Source organism: Vallitaleaceae bacterium 9-2, assembly GCA_038396585.1.
GTDB lineage: Bacteria > Bacillota > Clostridia > Lachnospirales > Vallitaleaceae > UBA1351.
This window is the reverse complement of record CP121691.1, coordinates 3,680,405-3,696,890: the sequence shown is the minus strand read 5'-3', so window position 1 is coordinate 3,696,890 and position 16,486 is coordinate 3,680,405. Positions and strand designations below refer to the sequence as shown.

Genomic DNA, 16,486 nt, shown 5'->3' with positions numbered 1-16,486 from the left:
CATATGATTTTTACTCCAGAACAGTTAAGAGCTATTGATCATAGTTTTAATACAACAATGCTTAAAATAGGGCAACAAGACCACCCTATTTTTAATGCGCTACAACAGTGTAGTCAAGAAGAACAACATTATCTAAAATACATATATAGCTGTGTGCCAATGAGTGATTGGTTTAATGTTGAATTTGAGGTTTTTTTATCCTATGTCAGACACGGCATGTTTTTGTATGAAAATATTGGTTGGTGCCAACAGATGCCAACAGATATTTTTTTGGATTATGTGGTTTTTCCAAGAATCAATAATGAAAAAATTGAAGATTGCAGACCCATTTTTTATGAACGGCTTATACATCACATCAAAGACAAGTCAATGGAAGCAGCAGTATTGGATATAAATTATTGGTGTTTGGAAAATGTGACGTATAAGAGCACGGATGAACGTACATCCTCGCCATTAACTTTACTTCGAACCGCAAACGGTCGGTGTGGTGAAGAGTCTACATTTACGGTGACGGCCCTAAGAAGTGTGGGAATACCTGCACGACAGGTATATGTTCCTAGATGGTCCCATTGTGATGACAACCATGCATGGGTTGAGGCTTGGATTGATGGACGTTGGCACTACTTGGGAGCCTGTGAGCCGGAACAAGAGCTAGATCTTGGGTGGTTTAATGCGGCTTCGGCGCGTGCCATGATGATTCACAGTCGCCTGTTTATGATGAACAATCAAGTGGAGATGGTCAATCATCTGCATCGCTATGCAAAAATCAAAGAGCTTAATATAACCGTAGTTGATGAATACGGACAAGGGATTCAAGGTGCAAAAGTTGAAGTTGAAGTCTTAAATTATTCGGAATATTTTCCGATTGCAAAGCTTCATACCAATCATCTGGGACGAGCCAAGGTGATGACCGGACTAGGCGATGTACACCTTATTGCACATAAAGATAATGTATATATTGGTGAAGCAATTGCGACCATGTATGAAGAGAATGTGACTTTGATTAAAAATAATCGGCAACACTGTAAAGAATATAGTGGAACCTATCATTTTCATGCACCGCTGGATGCACCACAAATCTATAGACCTCTATCTCAAGAGGAAAAGCAGGTCAGACGTACAAAGTTTGATCAAAGTGACGGGCGTCGAAAAGCGAAGGTGAGACAATGGACGAACGAAGCCACACAGTTTTTGGAAGAACAGCACATACAAGCGACACAGATTGTTGAAGGAATCCTAGAAAGTGGGGAGAACTTTGGCGAACTAAAATCCTTTATTTTGGATTCGGATTTTGAGTGGGAAGATAAGAAGATGCTCCTTAATTCCTTGTGCTTAAAAGACTACAAAGATGTAACGGCAGATATGTTAAAACACCATTTACGTCATGCCCTTCAATATAAAGCTTTGCAAGAGAGGGATGTATATGGTGCCTATCTTTTAAATCCACGGGTTTATTATGAAGAGCTGACAGCATATCGGGCGTTTATTGACAACTATTTTACCCAAGAACAAAAAGCACGCTTTCTCGAGCAGCCTCGACGGGTCTATGAGTATCTTCGCGCCCACGTACAATCCGTTGATGACAAAGCCTATGATGCTCTATATACCAATCCTTTAGATATATTGACCTATGGCATTGGCAGTCGAATGTCACAAAAAATTGCTTGTGTATGTATTTACCGAACGCTAGGAATTGCGGCAAAATTGGATGCTGTTACAGGTGAGGTGCATTATTGGTCGGATGGAAGATTTATCCCATTATATGAAGAAAAAAATATAGGCGAGCTTGTCTTGGTCAATGCGAGTCAGCATCGGTGGGAATATTTTCAAAACTATACCATCGCTCGTCAAGAAAAAGGGCGATATATCACGCTAAATTATGAGCAGCTTGCTTGGGAGGCAGGAACTTATACCCATAAGCTTGTGCCAGGAAAATATAGAGTACTTTGCAGTAATCGTATGCCCAATGGCTCCCTGTGGGTTACACAGCACTATCTACAAATCCAAGCAGATGAAGTCAAGCATTTGGAGATTACGTTAGAGAGTGGGAATATACAAGACATGCTAAAAAATATTACTATTCCCAACTTTTTCCTATCCGATGGAGACCAAACATATGAAGCCGCAGATATTCTTCATGATGAAAAAGCTGTAGTTATATGGCTGGAAGAAGGACGTGAACCTACAGAACATATTTTAAATGAGCTACAAGCCAAAGAAAAAGAATATCGTGAAAGTAATGTACCTATTATCTTTATCTTAAAAAATCAACAAGCCCTTGAAAATGCGACATTAGAAAAAACTTTAGAGGTTTTACCGCAAATTAAAGTATATTATCTATATGATGAAAGCGATGTTGAAGACATTGCGCGAAGAATATTTGTTGAACCCAATAAATATCCACTGACGATGGTGACAGAAAACGGATTAAATGTAGTCTATGGTTTTAGTGGATATAATGTCGGCTTATCTTCTTTAATTATGAAAATACTCAATCGATAAGGAGGTAGAAGATGTATTCAATTGGGATTGACCTAGGAGGGACCAATATCGCTGGTGCGGTACTGGATTCGCAAGGAAATATTGTATTTAAAAAGAGTATTCCCACCCGGCGAGAACGCCATTGGGAAGCGATTGTTAATGATATTGGAATACTGGTTAAATCATTAGTCAAAGATTATGGTATTCGAATGGGTGCGGTTCAATCGGTTGGTGTAGGGTGCCCCGGAATTATTGATCCTCATAGTGGTCGAGTGGTCTTTGCATCGAATTTGGCTTTTGAAGATGTACCGATTCAGGCGCATCTTCAAGAGATGCTACCATGTCCGATTCATATAGAAAATGATGCAAATGCCGCAGCTTATGGAGAATATGTGGCGGGCATAGGTAAGGACTATAAAAGCTTTGTAGCGATTACTATCGGAACGGGAATAGGTTCTGGAATTATTATGGATAATAAAATTTTTTCAGGAACCTATCACGCAGGGGCAGAGCTTGGTCATACAGTGATTCGAGCAGACGGACGCCCTTGCCCATGTGGACGCCATGGGTGCTGGGATGTGTATTCATCGGCAACGGCATTGATATATGAAGCCAAGCAAATGATAAAAAAATATCCGGAATCTTTGATTTTTGAGTTTGCCCAAAACAATATAGAGCATATTTCACCAGAGATAGTTTTTAAGGCATATCATCAAAAAGATCCTTATGCATATGAACTGATCAAAAGCTATATACATAACTTGGCCATAGGGATTGTCAATGTAATTAATACATTTCAACCAGAGGCTATCGCTCTAGGTGGAGGGATTTCAAATCAAAAAGAAGTATTGCTAAATCTGTTAAATGAAGAAATCTACAACGAAATGGGAAAAGCAGCGTCTGGGTTGAAAACCAAACTTGTGATTTGTCAGCTGGGCAATGATGCTGGAATTATCGGAGCTGGGATGCTGTACAAATTATATGCATAAGTAAAAAGATATTCAAAGAGATATTGTTTAATAGCAATATCTCTTTTTAAACAGCAAGAAATATCAAAACAAGGCGAGCGACATTTGCTACTGTGTTAACGGAAAGGAGGAAGTCAAATGGAAAACCCCAATGTTATTCGTATTGAAAAAGTTATTGATTTTATAGAAGAGCATCTAGATAATAAGTTGGATTTGGAAACGCTAGCTACTGCGTCGCATTATTCCAAATATCACCTTCACCGAAAATTCACAGATACAGTCGGCATGACGATTCATGATTATGTAAGTCGACGCCAGTTAACAGAAGCAGCCAAACTGTTGGTTTTTTCTGAGCGTCCAATTATTGATATAGCACTTTGTTGTGGGTATGAGAGTCAACAGTCTTTTAGCAAAGTATTTAAAGCAATGTATAAAGTGACTCCCGCAAAATATAGACAATCGCAGGAGTTTTATCCTTTACAGTTACGGTTCTATCTCAATAAAGCCATGGCCAATAGAACATTTTCCAAGGAGGATATTCGTTTAGCTAAGGCAAGTGATATCTTTGAGTGGATGGAGTTTATACATCTGATTATTGATGGATATCCACATCTTGATGAGCGCCAATATCTTCAGCAACTTCAAGCGCATATCCAAAAAGAGCAAGCGTTAGTTCTAGAATCCCAAAAAAGAATTATTGGATGCATGCTGTTTTCATATGATGGAGGGTGCATAGAGTTTATGGGAATACATCCACAGTATCGGGGAAGCGGACTTCAAAAACTTTTTTTGGATACGTTAATGGATGAATTTTTGCCGGGGCGAGAAATCACTACGACAACCTTTCGTGAACATGACAAGGCAGATACAGGCTATCGCAAAGAGTTAAAACAGCTGGGATTTGCAGAAAGGGAGTTGCTTGTTGAGTTTGGATATCCAACACAGAGATTTGTACTTCCTCCAAAAACATAGGAGGAAAGCATAATGTTAACAAAGCAACAGCATACTTGGGAACGACGCATTGTTTTTTTTCTCATAAGCCAGGCGATCACCTTATTTGGTTCGACACTTGTGCAGATGGCGATCATATGGTATGTGACGATAGGAACATCGTCAGGAGTTTGGGTGGCGGCATTTACGGTGTGTTCATATTTGCCTCAATTTTTTATATCTTTTTTAGGTGGAGTATGGGCAGACCATCTGAACAGTAAGTGGTTGATTGTTGGTGCAGATCTTGCAATTGCCACGGCAACATTGCTTTTGATAGTAGTGATGCCTTACCTATCGGGTGATACTATGGTATTAAATAGCCTACTGGTGATATCAGCGTTTCGTTCTTTGGCGACGGGAATTCAGACGCCCGCAGTACATGCGTTGATACCGCGTCTTGTGCCTAGGGAACATCTAATGCGCTATAATGGATTTAATACAACATTGCAGTCAATGGTTCAGTTTGCTGCCCCAGCAGTTGCAGGAGTTGTTTTATCTATAAGTACATTACGCTTTACGATGTTTTTAGATGTTGTGACTGCAGTGATTGGTGTGGGCATCATAGCATGTCTCGTTCTTCCAAAACATCAGAAGGTCAATGAAAAGGTGAGCGTTTTTGAACAAATGCATATAGGTTTTAAATATGTATATGCACACAAAATGTTAGTTAGATTGTTGGTGGTATACGCAGGATTTATCTTTTTGACGGTTCCCGGAGGATTTCTCGCAGGGCTTTTGGTTCGCCGATCATATGGTGATACTTATTGGCACCTGACAGCGGTAGAGCTTATTGGCTTTGCCGGGATGGTCATAGGGGGAGTGCTTATGAGTGTGTGGGGTGGATTTTCTTCCAAAACTAAGACTTTATATTATAGCCTATTTGCTTTTGGAGTATGTGCCATAGGTATGGGAGGGATTAATAATTTCAATCTTTATCTACTCTTTATGCTTTTTTATGGAATAGCAATGACTAGCGCTCAAACGTCGATGACAACATTATTTCATGAACATACTAAGGTATCGATGCAAGGACGGGTTTTTGGTTTGTTATCGTCGATGTACTCTGGTTTTTTACCTTTAGGCATGATGCTATTTGGTCCGTTAGCAGATATGCTACCATTACAATGGATTATCATAGGTTCTGGAGTCTTTTTGATGCTTATTGCACTCGCCATTCGATTCCATGAGTATAAGTTCAATATTGTTGCCGCTCCATAATTGGAGCGGTTTTATGTTGTTGTATGAAGGCGCTTATAAATTGGGCATAGTGCATCATATATTTCTTGAAATAAAAGAAGCTGTTGATTGTATAGTGCGCTATGGGTTGGATTTGGAACAATGGTATCTTGCAGAGGAAGAAAATCATGAATCACATCGAAATCTTCAAAAAGACCAATGCCAATACCCGCGAGAATTGCGGCTGCAATAGAGGTTGCATTTTCAACATGTTTTGGACGGGTTAACTTAATATTTAAGACGTCGCTTAATATCTGTGAAACTTGGTCACCTTTTGCACCGCCGCCAGTAAACATCATGTCTGGAACCGATAGTTGCGGCTGATATGCATCCAATATCAGACGCAAATTGTATCCGATGCCCTCAATCACACTTCGAAGATAATCAGCTTTTGTATGGTGCATAGCCATACCAATATAACTACCTGAAGCCTTGGGATTCCAGTGCGGACTGCGTTCGCCGGTAAGATATGGAAGGAAGAAAAGTTTATTGCTTCCAACAGGTGATTGGGTCAGTAAGTCACCAAGTACATCGTAGGGGTCTTGTTCATGTGTTTTTGCCGTCATACATTCTGCTTGATAGAAGAGGTCTTTGATGTAACTATAAGCACTTCCGGCGGACTGCATAGTTCCACAAGGCATATACTTTCCGGGAATAACATGCGCAAAGCAGAAAAGGCGTTGTTTAGGATCAATAAAGACATCATCGGTGGTTCCACCAATCCATGCGGAAGTTCCAAAAGTTAAAAATAATGAGTTGGGTTCAATACAACCTGCACCAAGAGCGGAGCAAGGACCATCTCCACCACCCATAACCACGCGTACATTTGACGAAAGGCCAAGAGCTTTGGCGGCATCAGCGGTTAAGCTTCCAGCAACATCAATTGATCTAAGGATGGGAGGAAAAAGGTCAAGGCGAACGTTCGCAGCATCAAGAATCTCTTTTGACCAGCATTGATTTTTAAGATCGTAGGCATTGGTACCTGAAGCGTCGGAAGCATCGGTAGCAAAGATGCCGGTTAACTTATGGATGATGTAGTCTTTTGCTTGCAACATATATGCAGCTCTTTTGTAAAGATGAGGTTCATGACGTTGAATCCACATTAGTTTTTCCAGACTGTAGCTGGCGCTTGGTCGGTGCCCCGTGATGGAATAGATAGTCTCTTGACCTAGTTGATCGATAAGATATGTAGTTTCATCAAGTGCACGATGATCTGCCCAGATAATAGCTGGACGCAACACATCACCATGGCTGTCTACGAGAACACAGCCTTGCATTTGTGCAGAAAATGACATGGCAAGGACTTGATCAGCCTCGATTCCCTTAAGGATGTGCTGTGTCGATTGAATTACCGCTTGCCACCAATCCTCAGGGTTTTGCTCTGCAATATGTCCGGGTGCATAGTGGGTGGGATAGGAAACGGTTTGGCTACGAATCAGTTTCCCATCAGTAGTAAATAGGGATGCCTTGTTGCCTGATGTACCAAGGTCGTGTGCAATTAGATAGTGTACCATAAATATACCTCCTGCATTGATGAATAAGTATCTGAAATGTTGTCTTTAGAATAGCATAAAATATTCTGTATGTAAATAGATTACTTTCGAACGAAAGTAAAATATTGACACAATGAAGATGCGTTGCTATAATATGTCCAAAGGAGGTCTTTGGATGAATGAACGACAGATGCAAATTATTAAATATGTCAGTGAACGAGGGAAAGTTCGCGTAAAGGAATTGGCAAGCTATGTGGACACATCTGAGGTGACAGTGCGAAAAGATCTCACTGCATTAGAGGAACAAGGCATATTAAAAAGAGAACAAGGGTATGCAACACTAAAAGACACAAGTGACATCAATTATCGTATTGCCGTCAATTATGATATAAAAAAAGCGATAGCCAAAGAAGCGATAAAATATGTGGCCAATAACGCAACGATTATGATTGATGCAGGTTCGACTTGCGCTGTTTTTGCACAGACGCTAGGAGCTTCTGGAAAACAGGTTACCGTGATTACCAATGCATCTTACTTGGTTAGGCATATACAGCATTATGAAAATATTCGCTGTATCGTTCTTGGCGGCGAGTATCAAAAAAATAGTCAGGCAATGGTAGGCCCACTGACCAAGCTATGTGCCGAACAATTTCGGGTGGATAAAATTTTTGTAGGTACCGATGGATATTCAAAAGAAACCGGATTTACCGGAGATGATATGGTCCGTGCAGAGACGGTAAGGGTAATGGCGGGACAAGCGAGAGAAACTTATGTGCTGACAGAGGCATCCAAGTTTAATCATCCAGGGACAGTGTCATTTTTACACGCGGACAAAGTCAGTCATGTGATTACAAGTCAAGGGCTATCCCCTGAGATTTTAGAGGAGATGGCACTGGCTAATGTACAGGTGACGGTCGTATAGTATAGGAGGAAGTTATGGAATATTTATTAGATACAGTAAACCTAGCTAGAATTGAAAAGATGGTTGAGTGCTTACCCATTGACGGGGTGACATCCAATCCATCGATTATTAAAAATGACGGGGTGCAAGATTTTTTTGAGCATATGCGGGAGATTCGTTCCATTATAGGTAATGAGCGCACACTTCATATCCAAGTTACAGCACAAGATGTTGATGGTATGCTGCGTGATGCAGAGAAAATTTTAGAGAAAATTGATGAACACGTCTATATAAAAGTGCCGACAACGATGGAAGGTCTTAAAGTCATAAAGCAACTCAAAGGACAAAATATTCATGTGACGGCAACGGCTATCTATACATTGACGCAATGTCTACTTGCAGTTAAAGCAGGAGTCGATTACCTTGCACCTTATTATAATCGCATGGAAGGACTCAATATTAATTCGGAACAAGTGATTCAGCAATGCCGACAGATGATTGATCAGAGTCAATCAAGTGCAAAGATATTAGCAGCAAGCTTTAAAAATATTAGTCAAGTGAACAAGGCATTTATTGCAGGAGCCCAGTCGGTGACATTGGATCCAAGTCTTATCGAGGCGGCGTTGAATATGCCGGATATTACAAAAGCTGTGAACGATTTTGAAGCCGATTGGCTTATAGCCAATAACAACAAATTTTTATATATGGATTAATTGTAAATGTTATTGCTTATCAAAGTCATGGCAGGAAAGGTGTAAAAAAGCTTTCATGGCTTGTGACATATATTTGGTATGTTTGTAATAAAAGTAAATATTTCGACGGGTGTGTTTACTGTCGATTTTATAATAGCAAACTCTCGGATCATAGGGGGTTTGCTTTATTAGTGTGTCAGAAATAAACGAAATGCCCATACCCGAACACGTAATATGGTAGGAAGTAGCCTGTTGATCGAGTTCCAAGATAACTGGGGGGGCGATTTTAAACGCTTTAAATAAGCGATTGGAATGTTCACGGGTATTATTGCCAGGTCGCATAAGAACAAATGGCAAGTCCTGAAAAAGTTTGAGAGAAACGGTAGGGACATTATCTTCTAAGTAGGTGTCCTGGAGAATTTCCTCTTGCATCAAAACAGAATCTGTCAACATTTCATTGACACTATAGTGTCTAGGGACGGCAAGGAGTAGGTGCTCAGAACCAAATAAAACACGATCATAGGCGCTGGGGTTTAAGGCGGAATAATCGATAAGCAGATCTAGAGAGCCTTTGGATAAAAGCGTTTCAAGGGACTTGGTGTTGTCTTCAATGAGCTTCACATCAATATTTGGGTAGCGAGCGATAAAACCGGAAACAAAGGAAGGGAGAATATAAGAGGAAAATAAGTTACTCCCACCAATGGTCAAATGCCCTGTGTTTAAGGTGGTTATATCGTTCAAATAGGCTTTAAAATCATTTTCAAGGTCAAAGATTTGCTCAATGTATTGAATGTATTTTTGACCGCATTCAGTTAACTGAATAGGATTTACACTTCGGTCAAAGATGGGGGTGCCAAGACGTTGCTCGATTTTTTTGACGGTAGCGCTTAAGGAAGGCTGTGATATAAATAAATTGGTAGCTGCCTTTGAAAAATTTCGAGTTTTATAGACTTCATAGATGTATTCTTTTCCTTTAAACATAAAAGCCTCCATAAGAAAGAGTGTGGTGTGGATTAATGGCGAGGTATAAACAAATGGTTATAATGAATATACTAATATATATATTTGATTCTATCACAGAGCGGTCGTATAATAAAGGCATAACAGAGATTTGTTTTTTAGGAGGTTGTCATGAAGACATTGTTAAATGAGCGATATCAACGTATAGAGTCCGATTCCATTGGGGAAAAACCTGTGTTAGCCGATGCGTTTTATGGGATACAAACCCTTAGAGCCTTAGAGAATTTTCATATTACCGGTATGAGCGTGCATCCGGAGATGATTCATAGTATTGCCCTTATAAAAAAAGCTGCAGCGATAACAAATATGCAAACTAAGAATATCAAAGAAGACGTCGCGCATGCGATTATTGAAGCCTGTGATGCAATTATTGAAGGGAAGCTTCACGATCAATTTATAACAGATCCCATTCAAGGCGGTGCAGGCACCTCCTTTAATATGAATGCAAATGAAGTGATTGCCAATTATGCAATTACGCTATTAGGTGGTAAGAAAGGGGACTATACGCTGGTAAATCCTAACGACGATGTCAATTGTAGTCAGTCAACCAATGATGTCTTCCCCACAAGTGGTAAAATGACCATGATTCGATTAATCGATGCCATGAAACAAGAGCTTGAACGTTTATGTGATGCGCTTGCATCCAAGGCGATTGAATTTGACCATGTGATTAAAATGGGAAGAACCCAACTACAAGATGCAGTTCCAATTCGGCTGGGGCAAGAATTTAGAGCATATTATTGTGTTGTATCAAGAGACTTGAAACGCTTGGAGCGTGCAAGAGAAGAAATGCTCACCGTGAATATGGGAGGTACAGCCATAGGCACAGGCATTAATGCATCACCAGAGTATATTCACCATATTGTAGAAAACCTAGCAACTGTTTCAGAATTACCTCTTCAACAAGCAAAAAATCTTATTGATGCGACACAAAATTTGGATGGTTTTTTATATGTATCGAGCGTATTAAAAACATGTGCGGTCAACCTTTCGAAGATAGCTAATGATTTGCGACTGATGTCTTCAGGACCTAAAACTGGTCTTGGAGAGGTTCTCCTACCCAAAAAACAAAATGGATCATCCATTATGCCGGGAAAAATCAATCCGGTCATTCCTGAGGTGATTAATCAAGTCGCGTTTCAAGTGATAGGCAATGACATCACTGTAACAATGGCGGTTGAAGGTGGACAGCTGGAACTTAATGCATTTGAACCGGTCATTTTTCATAATGTATTTCAATCCATTGAAATACTGACACGAGGAATCAAAACCTTCGTTGACAACTGTATCCTTGGAATTCAAGCCAATGAAACGCGATGTAGAGAACTGGTGGAATCTAGCGCAGGATTAGTCACCGTGCTATGCCCATATATTGGATATGGTAAGGCCACAGAAATTGCCAAAGAAGTGCTTGATAATAAAGAGCCGCTATTAACGATTATTAAGAAAAAGCATTATATGCATGAAGATAAACTAAAAGAATTGTTTAATGCCTATTCGATGACAGAGCAACGCTGAGAAGAAGAAAATTGATACTTGGATTAAAATACAGTATAATACTATCCATGGGTAGCGTAAACGCTGTGGAGGTAGTAGAATGAAAAAACATATTAAAGCGCTGTATTTTAGCCCGACACAAGGCACAAAAAAAATTGTACGAGAAATAGCACAAGAGATTGCACAAGGTATGGATGCAACCAAAGACATCATAGAATATGATATCACCTTGCCCAGTAACAGAGAAAGTGGTATGACCTTTGACCAGGATGATCTGGTTATTGTTGGTGTTCCCGTATACGCAGGAAGAGTCCCAGGTTTCTTAGTCCCATTTTTTGAAAAAATACATGGACAAAGGACCTGGGTTGTTCCTGTGGTTTCTTATGGAAATCGTGCTTATGATGATGCCCTTCTAGAACTTAAAGACCTCTTTGAGCATAATGGTTTTATTAGTTTGGCGGCGGGGGCATTTGTTGGCGAACATTCATACTCCGATGCAATTGCTTCAGGACGCCCCAACACAGGTGATCTTAACTTTGCTTGTAATTTTGGTCAAATGATCGCCAAGAAGTTGTCAAAAGAGTTAACACCTCTAAGAGAAGTTCCCGGGGCATATCCATACAAACCTAAAAAACCAGGAACTTTGATGGCACCAATAACAACAGAAGAATGTAATAACTGTTCTATCTGTGTTAGGCAGTGTCCTATGGCAGCCATTAATCAAGAGGATGTAAGGAGTGTAGATTCGACTCTATGCATTCACTGTAATGCGTGTGTCAAGGCGTGTCCTCAAGGAGCAAAACGCTTTGAAGATGAACAGTTTCAGAACATTAGACAGTGGTTACTGGAGAATTATAGGTTGCCGGCATGTCAACCCGAAGTGTTTCTATGAAAAAAATAAGGAGGTAACATATGATTATTACAACAACACCAACGATTGAAGGCAAACAGATTATTGAGTACAAGGGAATTATTTTTGGAGAGGTGATTTCAGGTGTGGATTTTATTAAGGATTTTGCAGCCGGCTTGACTAATTTCTTTGGAGGACGGTCGAATTCATATGAAGGTGAATTGATAAAAGCCAGAGAAAATGCCCTTGCAGAACTTGAAGCACGCGCGGCCCAATTAGGGTGTAATGGGGTTGTCGGTGTGGATATTGACTATGAGGTATTAGGTCAAGGCGGAAATATGCTTATGGTAACAGCTTCGGGAACAGCAGTTGTGGTTCAATAAGTTAAGCCCATGAGGCGTTTTGTTCTTAGATTCGACGGCACGTCCTTTAAGTGGTAAAATAGATGTGTAAATGAAAACCAATGTCAATTAATGATTGGATGTGGATTTTATGCGACAAATTTTACTTTTTATATGTCTAGGCATAATAAGTATTTTCTTTATAGGATGTGACCAGGCAACACAACAAACCCAAAATACAAGCAATACTGGGCGTGAAGACGTTATAGAAGCCCCAGAAGAGATGCCACAAGATTTCCTAGAAGAAACGCAGCAAGACGTAACAGAAAACACAAAAGAAGAAGCGATAGTAGAAGCGGAAGTAGAAGATGACAAGGGGAAGGGGGAAAGTCTCCCGGATGTATTTGAGCCAGGTATCTATACATTGACACCGGTTTTTGAGGAACTTGAATTTCGCCAACCCTTATATCTAACTGCTGACTATGCAAACAGCCCGTATGTTTATGTGGTCGAAAAACAAGGACTTGTCAAGCGTATTCATACATCGGATGCTTCTATGGATATTTTTATCGACTTAACTACGGTCGTGGATTCAACAGAAAATGAAACCGGACTCTTGGGGCTGGCCTTTCATCCAAACTATCCAGAAGATCCAAGGTTTTTTGTATATTATACCCAGGATGATTTTTCCAAACTTGTTGAATACCAAGTAAAACCGGATGCTTCGAATCAATCGTATACGGTGATGGATGCAACGGCCAAGCTGATTCTAGAATTTGAGCAACCTTATGTAAATCATAATGGAGGACATATAGCTTTTGGACCCGATGGGTATCTCTATATAGCTAGTGGCGATGGAGGGTCGGGCGGAGACCCTGATAACAATGCCCAGAATTTGCAAAACTTATTAGGAAAAGTCCTTCGCATTGACATCAATGAACACCAAGAGGGTTTAAACTATGGAATTCCACAAGACAATCCTTTTGTAGGTCAAGATAGGGCTAGAGAAGAAATCTATGCCTATGGACTTCGCAATCCATGGAAGTTCAGCTTTGATGACGTGCGTGAGCTAATGCTTGTAGCCGATGTAGGTCAGGATGCAGTCGAAGAGATTAATCACGTGGAAAACGGGGGGAATTATGGATGGTCCCATTATGAAGGCGATAAAATTTATAATGACAACATCCCTTTAGCAGGCAAGGTTGTTGCACCTTTATATAGTTATGATCATGGACAAGGCCAGTCCATCACAGGAGGCTACACTTATTATGGGCAAGCGCTTGCGAGTTTACATGGTGTATATGTCTATGGTGACTTTATGAGTGGCAAGCTATGGGGATTGTGGCTGGATGTGAATAGTAACGCAGAAAACATACATCTTCTTGATACAGACCTACGTATTGCTTCCTTTGGACTTGATGGGATGGGGGAACTTTACATCCTTGATTTTAGAGGAGGAGTCTATCAGCTTCAAGAAGTCGAGCAATGAATGAATAAGGCAATGACATACAGGAGAGAAAAAAATTATGCTATTAGAACAACTTAGACTAGCAAGAGTAGATGATGAGAATACCATAGAAAACATAACCTTTGAAGGTGAAGTGCTGGAGGAACTAGACTTATCGTCTATAGATTTTGAAAAGGTGACCTTTAAGAAGTGTCGCTTCATTCAGTGTGATTTTACCAAAAGTGGGTTCTATGATGTGGTATTTAAGGATTGCGACATCTCAAATGCTAAGTTTATAGATACGTTCTGGAAAAAAGGATTGATGCATAGTTGTAAAGGCAATGGAGCAAACTTTAGCAATAGTCATTTTAAGTGGATGACAATTCAAAATGGCTTTATGGACTATGTCAATACAGCACAATCTGTGTGGGAAAATTGTAAGATTGAAGAGACCAAGTTTGAAAAAGCTTTTTTTTCAGAGGTGACCTTTAAAAAGACAACAATTGTAGATACTAACCTTACCGGGGTTGATTTTTACAAGACACCCCTAAAAAACATGGACCTATCCACCTGTACTATAGAAGGAATCATGTTATCGGAAGGTCTGCCTGAATTACAAGGAGCCAAGATTAATATGTTCCAGGCGGCAGACATTACACGGATGTTAGGCGTTAAGATTGTATAAAAAAGGGGCTGTTTAAAACAGCCCCTTTTTTGGAGTCATATTATACTTGGAATTGGTTGATGTTCTCATGAACAAGGTTAATTCTTGACACAAGTTGCTCTGTTTTCTTAGTCATTTTTCCTGTCGCGTCGGAAACATCGACAACGCGCGTTACAATATCTTCAATTCCTTTTGCAGATTCTTCGGAAGCTGCCATCATATCATGAATTGTCGTAGAGATTGTTTCTGTAGAAGCCAGTATTTCCTGGCTCGTTGCACCTAATTCAGCAACGACTTCATTTATTTCTCCTGCATCGTTTTCATAAAGCTCTCCAGCTTCTTTCATTTTTTGATAGTCTTGTGTAACGCGTCCATTAAGTAGATGCATTAAATCTTCGGTTCCCTTTTGGAGCGCGTCAACAGAGTTGATTAAAATTTCCGTTAGTCCTTCAATTTCGCCTACAGTATCTTCAGTCAATTCGCTAAGCTTTCGAATCTCATCGGCAACGACAGAGAAGCCTTTTCCGGCTTCTCCGGCTCTAGCAGCTTCAATCGCAGCATTAAGTGCGAGGAGTTTGGTTTGGGCAGAAATAGTTAATACCGAGGCGGTTAATTCATTAATTTGTTTTACTTTTTTTGATTCCTCAATAGCAACGCTTAATTTTCTCTGCACATCTTCTCGCATCACTTTTATTTCATTATTGGATTGGACAGAGTCTGATTTAATATTTGTAGCTCTCTCAGCAATTTTTACGGCGATATGACCTCCTAGCTGAGCTTTTTTTGCAACAATGCCAATTCCATCGGTAACATCATCTAATATATCTACCAACGTACAAATAGAAGTATAGGTTGTCTTAACACCTGTTGACAGTTCTTCGACTACACTGGCGACATTGCCTGTGTTACCATCAATGGTTTCAATGCCATGATTTGTCTCTTCAAGAAGGTTGACCATCAAAGCCATATCTTTTTTCACCTTAGTGATGGATTCGCCAAAAGTTTGTACAGTTACCATCAATTGATTTTGTATCTGTCCAATTTCATCGTTCCCTAAAGCCTGCATATCCGTTGTCTGTAAGTCCAAAGAAGATAATTGCCCCATATGGTTGTTGACGGTTTTTACACGGTCGTTAATATCTTTAGCAACCGCAACACCAAGGATGACTTCTATACAGATCCCCATGGCTATAAAAAGCATGAGAAAAAGCTGCATTTGCTTTGTCTTTGCATTCAGATTTTCCAGTTCAGAATTCGTCATGGCTTTTATTTCTTCAATCAGTATATCGATATCATCTCTAGCCAAGTCAAAATATTCGTAACCGGCTAAGATGTCATACGTATCATCTGGCGCATCTAAAGCTTCTTTCCAAGCAGCCATATGTATATCATATTGAGTAAAGTTATCAAGTACTTCTTGCTGTTGCTTTTTAGATAAAAGTGAATTTAAGTTGGTAAAAATATTTTGAGCTAAGTTAACACGTTCTTGTGCATCTTGGATGTTTTTTTCAAGTAGATATTTGCCTTCTTCGATGACGGCTTCATTTTGACCGGAGATTTTCATTAATTGACCGGTCATGGCTTGATATAAATCCTTATCTACATCAAGAAGCGTCGACTGTCCAACGAAATAAGTACTATTTAATTGCTCGATCATTTGTTTGTTTTCGGCCAGAGAATGATTGTTTATAAAAAAAATCATAAGGCTCATCACCACAGGCAATGTAATGAGAATTGCGAGCTTGACTTGAAGCTTGATGTGACTGATCCACTTGATTTTTAATACCTTTCCCTTGGTTTGTTCTTTTAGTTTACTCATAGATACCCTCCCTGAATCTTTAGTGACTAAATTGTCCTAAGTATACTATGTATATCTCTTAGGTGTCAATGACTCAGAAAGGGTAAA

General features: G+C 39.8%; 14 protein-coding genes. 11 read left to right on the top strand and 3 right to left on the bottom strand.

The annotated features are described in order from the left end of the window. Nucleotides 1–3: 3 nt before the first annotated feature. The 4 genes from QBE53_16805 (at nucleotide 4) to QBE53_16790 (ending at nucleotide 5,657) form a co-directional block, all read left to right on the top strand. On the top strand, nucleotides 4–2,502 hold the full coding sequence (locus tag QBE53_16805) for a transglutaminase-like domain-containing protein (protein WZL81436.1): 2,499 nt from the start codon (nucleotides 4–6) through the stop codon (nucleotides 2,500–2,502). A gap of 11 nt (nucleotides 2,503–2,513) precedes the next feature. Further along, nucleotides 2,514–3,470 carry an ROK family protein gene (locus QBE53_16800; protein WZL81435.1) on the top strand — a complete coding sequence of 319 codons (957 nt, stop codon included), beginning with the start codon at nucleotides 2,514–2,516 and terminating at the stop codon, nucleotides 3,468–3,470. Nucleotides 3,471–3,587: 117 nt separating this feature from the next. Beyond that, nucleotides 3,588–4,421 (top strand): GNAT family N-acetyltransferase, encoded by an 834-nt coding sequence (locus QBE53_16795; protein WZL81434.1) that lies wholly within the window; start codon nucleotides 3,588–3,590, stop codon nucleotides 4,419–4,421. A gap of 12 nt (nucleotides 4,422–4,433) precedes the next feature. Next, entirely contained in the window at nucleotides 4,434–5,657 is a 1,224-nt protein-coding gene (locus tag QBE53_16790) for an MFS transporter (protein WZL81433.1), read from the top strand. Nucleotides 5,658–5,668: 11 nt separating this feature from the next. Here QBE53_16790 and xylB read toward each other — a convergent pair whose 3' ends face one another. Continuing rightward, nucleotides 5,669–7,189 carry a xylulokinase gene (gene xylB, locus QBE53_16785; GenBank protein ID WZL81432.1) on the bottom strand — a complete coding sequence of 507 codons (1,521 nt, stop codon included), beginning with the start codon at nucleotides 7,187–7,189 and terminating at the stop codon, nucleotides 5,669–5,671. Nucleotides 7,190–7,343: 154 nt separating this feature from the next. Between xylB and QBE53_16780 the strand changes: the two genes are divergently transcribed. Next, nucleotides 7,344–8,090 carry a DeoR/GlpR family DNA-binding transcription regulator gene (locus tag QBE53_16780; GenBank protein ID WZL81431.1) on the top strand — a complete coding sequence of 249 codons (747 nt, stop codon included), beginning with the start codon at nucleotides 7,344–7,346 and terminating at the stop codon, nucleotides 8,088–8,090. A gap of 14 nt (nucleotides 8,091–8,104) precedes the next feature. Next, nucleotides 8,105–8,782 carry a fructose-6-phosphate aldolase gene (locus QBE53_16775; GenBank protein WZL81430.1) on the top strand — a complete coding sequence of 226 codons (678 nt, stop codon included), beginning with the start codon at nucleotides 8,105–8,107 and terminating at the stop codon, nucleotides 8,780–8,782. A 9-nt stretch (nucleotides 8,783–8,791) separates the two neighbouring features. Here QBE53_16775 and QBE53_16770 read toward each other — a convergent pair whose 3' ends face one another. Further along, nucleotides 8,792–9,742: a LysR family transcriptional regulator gene (locus tag QBE53_16770; protein ID WZL81429.1), complete on the bottom strand. Its 951-nt coding sequence runs from the start codon at nucleotides 9,740–9,742 to the stop codon at nucleotides 8,792–8,794. 150 nt (nucleotides 9,743–9,892) lie between these two features. On the opposite strand from QBE53_16770, the gene QBE53_16765 reads away from it, so the two are divergent. From QBE53_16765 to QBE53_16745, 5 genes are all read left to right on the top strand, one after another. Further along, nucleotides 9,893–11,299, top strand: a complete 1,407-nt coding sequence (locus QBE53_16765) for an aspartate ammonia-lyase (GenBank protein ID WZL81428.1) — start codon at nucleotides 9,893–9,895, stop codon at nucleotides 11,297–11,299. Nucleotides 11,300–11,378: 79 nt separating this feature from the next. Beyond that, nucleotides 11,379–12,170, top strand: a complete 792-nt coding sequence (locus QBE53_16760) for a 4Fe-4S binding protein (GenBank protein WZL81427.1) — start codon at nucleotides 11,379–11,381, stop codon at nucleotides 12,168–12,170. Between the two features lie 20 nt (nucleotides 12,171–12,190). Continuing rightward, the gene (locus QBE53_16755) at nucleotides 12,191–12,511 is read left to right on the top strand and encodes a putative heavy metal-binding protein (protein WZL81426.1); all 321 of its coding nucleotides are present in this window, start codon (nucleotides 12,191–12,193) and stop codon (nucleotides 12,509–12,511) included. 109 nt (nucleotides 12,512–12,620) lie between these two features. Beyond that, a complete protein-coding gene (locus QBE53_16750) occupies nucleotides 12,621–13,958 on the top strand; it encodes a PQQ-dependent sugar dehydrogenase (GenBank protein WZL81425.1) in 1,338 nt (445 codons plus the stop codon). A gap of 37 nt (nucleotides 13,959–13,995) precedes the next feature. Continuing rightward, nucleotides 13,996–14,601: a pentapeptide repeat-containing protein gene (locus tag QBE53_16745; GenBank protein ID WZL81424.1), complete on the top strand. Its 606-nt coding sequence runs from the start codon at nucleotides 13,996–13,998 to the stop codon at nucleotides 14,599–14,601. Between the two features lie 40 nt (nucleotides 14,602–14,641). Here QBE53_16745 and QBE53_16740 read toward each other — a convergent pair whose 3' ends face one another. Continuing rightward, nucleotides 14,642–16,399 carry a methyl-accepting chemotaxis protein gene (locus QBE53_16740; GenBank protein ID WZL81423.1) on the bottom strand — a complete coding sequence of 586 codons (1,758 nt, stop codon included), beginning with the start codon at nucleotides 16,397–16,399 and terminating at the stop codon, nucleotides 14,642–14,644. Between the last annotated feature and the right edge of the window lie 87 nt (nucleotides 16,400–16,486).

Bases quoted from the DNA above. Each gene is read 5' to 3' on its own strand.
- QBE53_16805 (WZL81436.1), top strand. From the start codon at position 4: ATGATTTTTACTCCAGAACAGTTAAGAGCTATTGATCATAGTTTTAAT.
- QBE53_16800 (WZL81435.1), top strand. From the start codon at position 2,514: ATGTATTCAATTGGGATTGACCTAGGAGGGACCAATATCGCTGGTGCG.
- QBE53_16795 (WZL81434.1), top strand. From the start codon at position 3,588: ATGGAAAACCCCAATGTTATTCGTATTGAAAAAGTTATTGATTTTATA.
- QBE53_16790 (WZL81433.1), top strand. From the start codon at position 4,434: ATGTTAACAAAGCAACAGCATACTTGGGAACGACGCATTGTTTTTTTT.
- xylB (WZL81432.1), bottom strand. From the start codon at position 7,189: ATGGTACACTATCTAATTGCACACGACCTTGGTACATCAGGCAACAAG.
- QBE53_16780 (WZL81431.1), top strand. From the start codon at position 7,344: ATGAATGAACGACAGATGCAAATTATTAAATATGTCAGTGAACGAGGG.
- QBE53_16775 (WZL81430.1), top strand. From the start codon at position 8,105: ATGGAATATTTATTAGATACAGTAAACCTAGCTAGAATTGAAAAGATG.
- QBE53_16770 (WZL81429.1), bottom strand. From the start codon at position 9,742: ATGTTTAAAGGAAAAGAATACATCTATGAAGTCTATAAAACTCGAAAT.
- QBE53_16765 (WZL81428.1), top strand. From the start codon at position 9,893: ATGAAGACATTGTTAAATGAGCGATATCAACGTATAGAGTCCGATTCC.
- QBE53_16760 (WZL81427.1), top strand. From the start codon at position 11,379: ATGAAAAAACATATTAAAGCGCTGTATTTTAGCCCGACACAAGGCACA.
- QBE53_16755 (WZL81426.1), top strand. From the start codon at position 12,191: ATGATTATTACAACAACACCAACGATTGAAGGCAAACAGATTATTGAG.
- QBE53_16750 (WZL81425.1), top strand. From the start codon at position 12,621: ATGCGACAAATTTTACTTTTTATATGTCTAGGCATAATAAGTATTTTC.
- QBE53_16745 (WZL81424.1), top strand. From the start codon at position 13,996: ATGCTATTAGAACAACTTAGACTAGCAAGAGTAGATGATGAGAATACC.
- QBE53_16740 (WZL81423.1), bottom strand. From the start codon at position 16,399: ATGAGTAAACTAAAAGAACAAACCAAGGGAAAGGTATTAAAAATCAAG.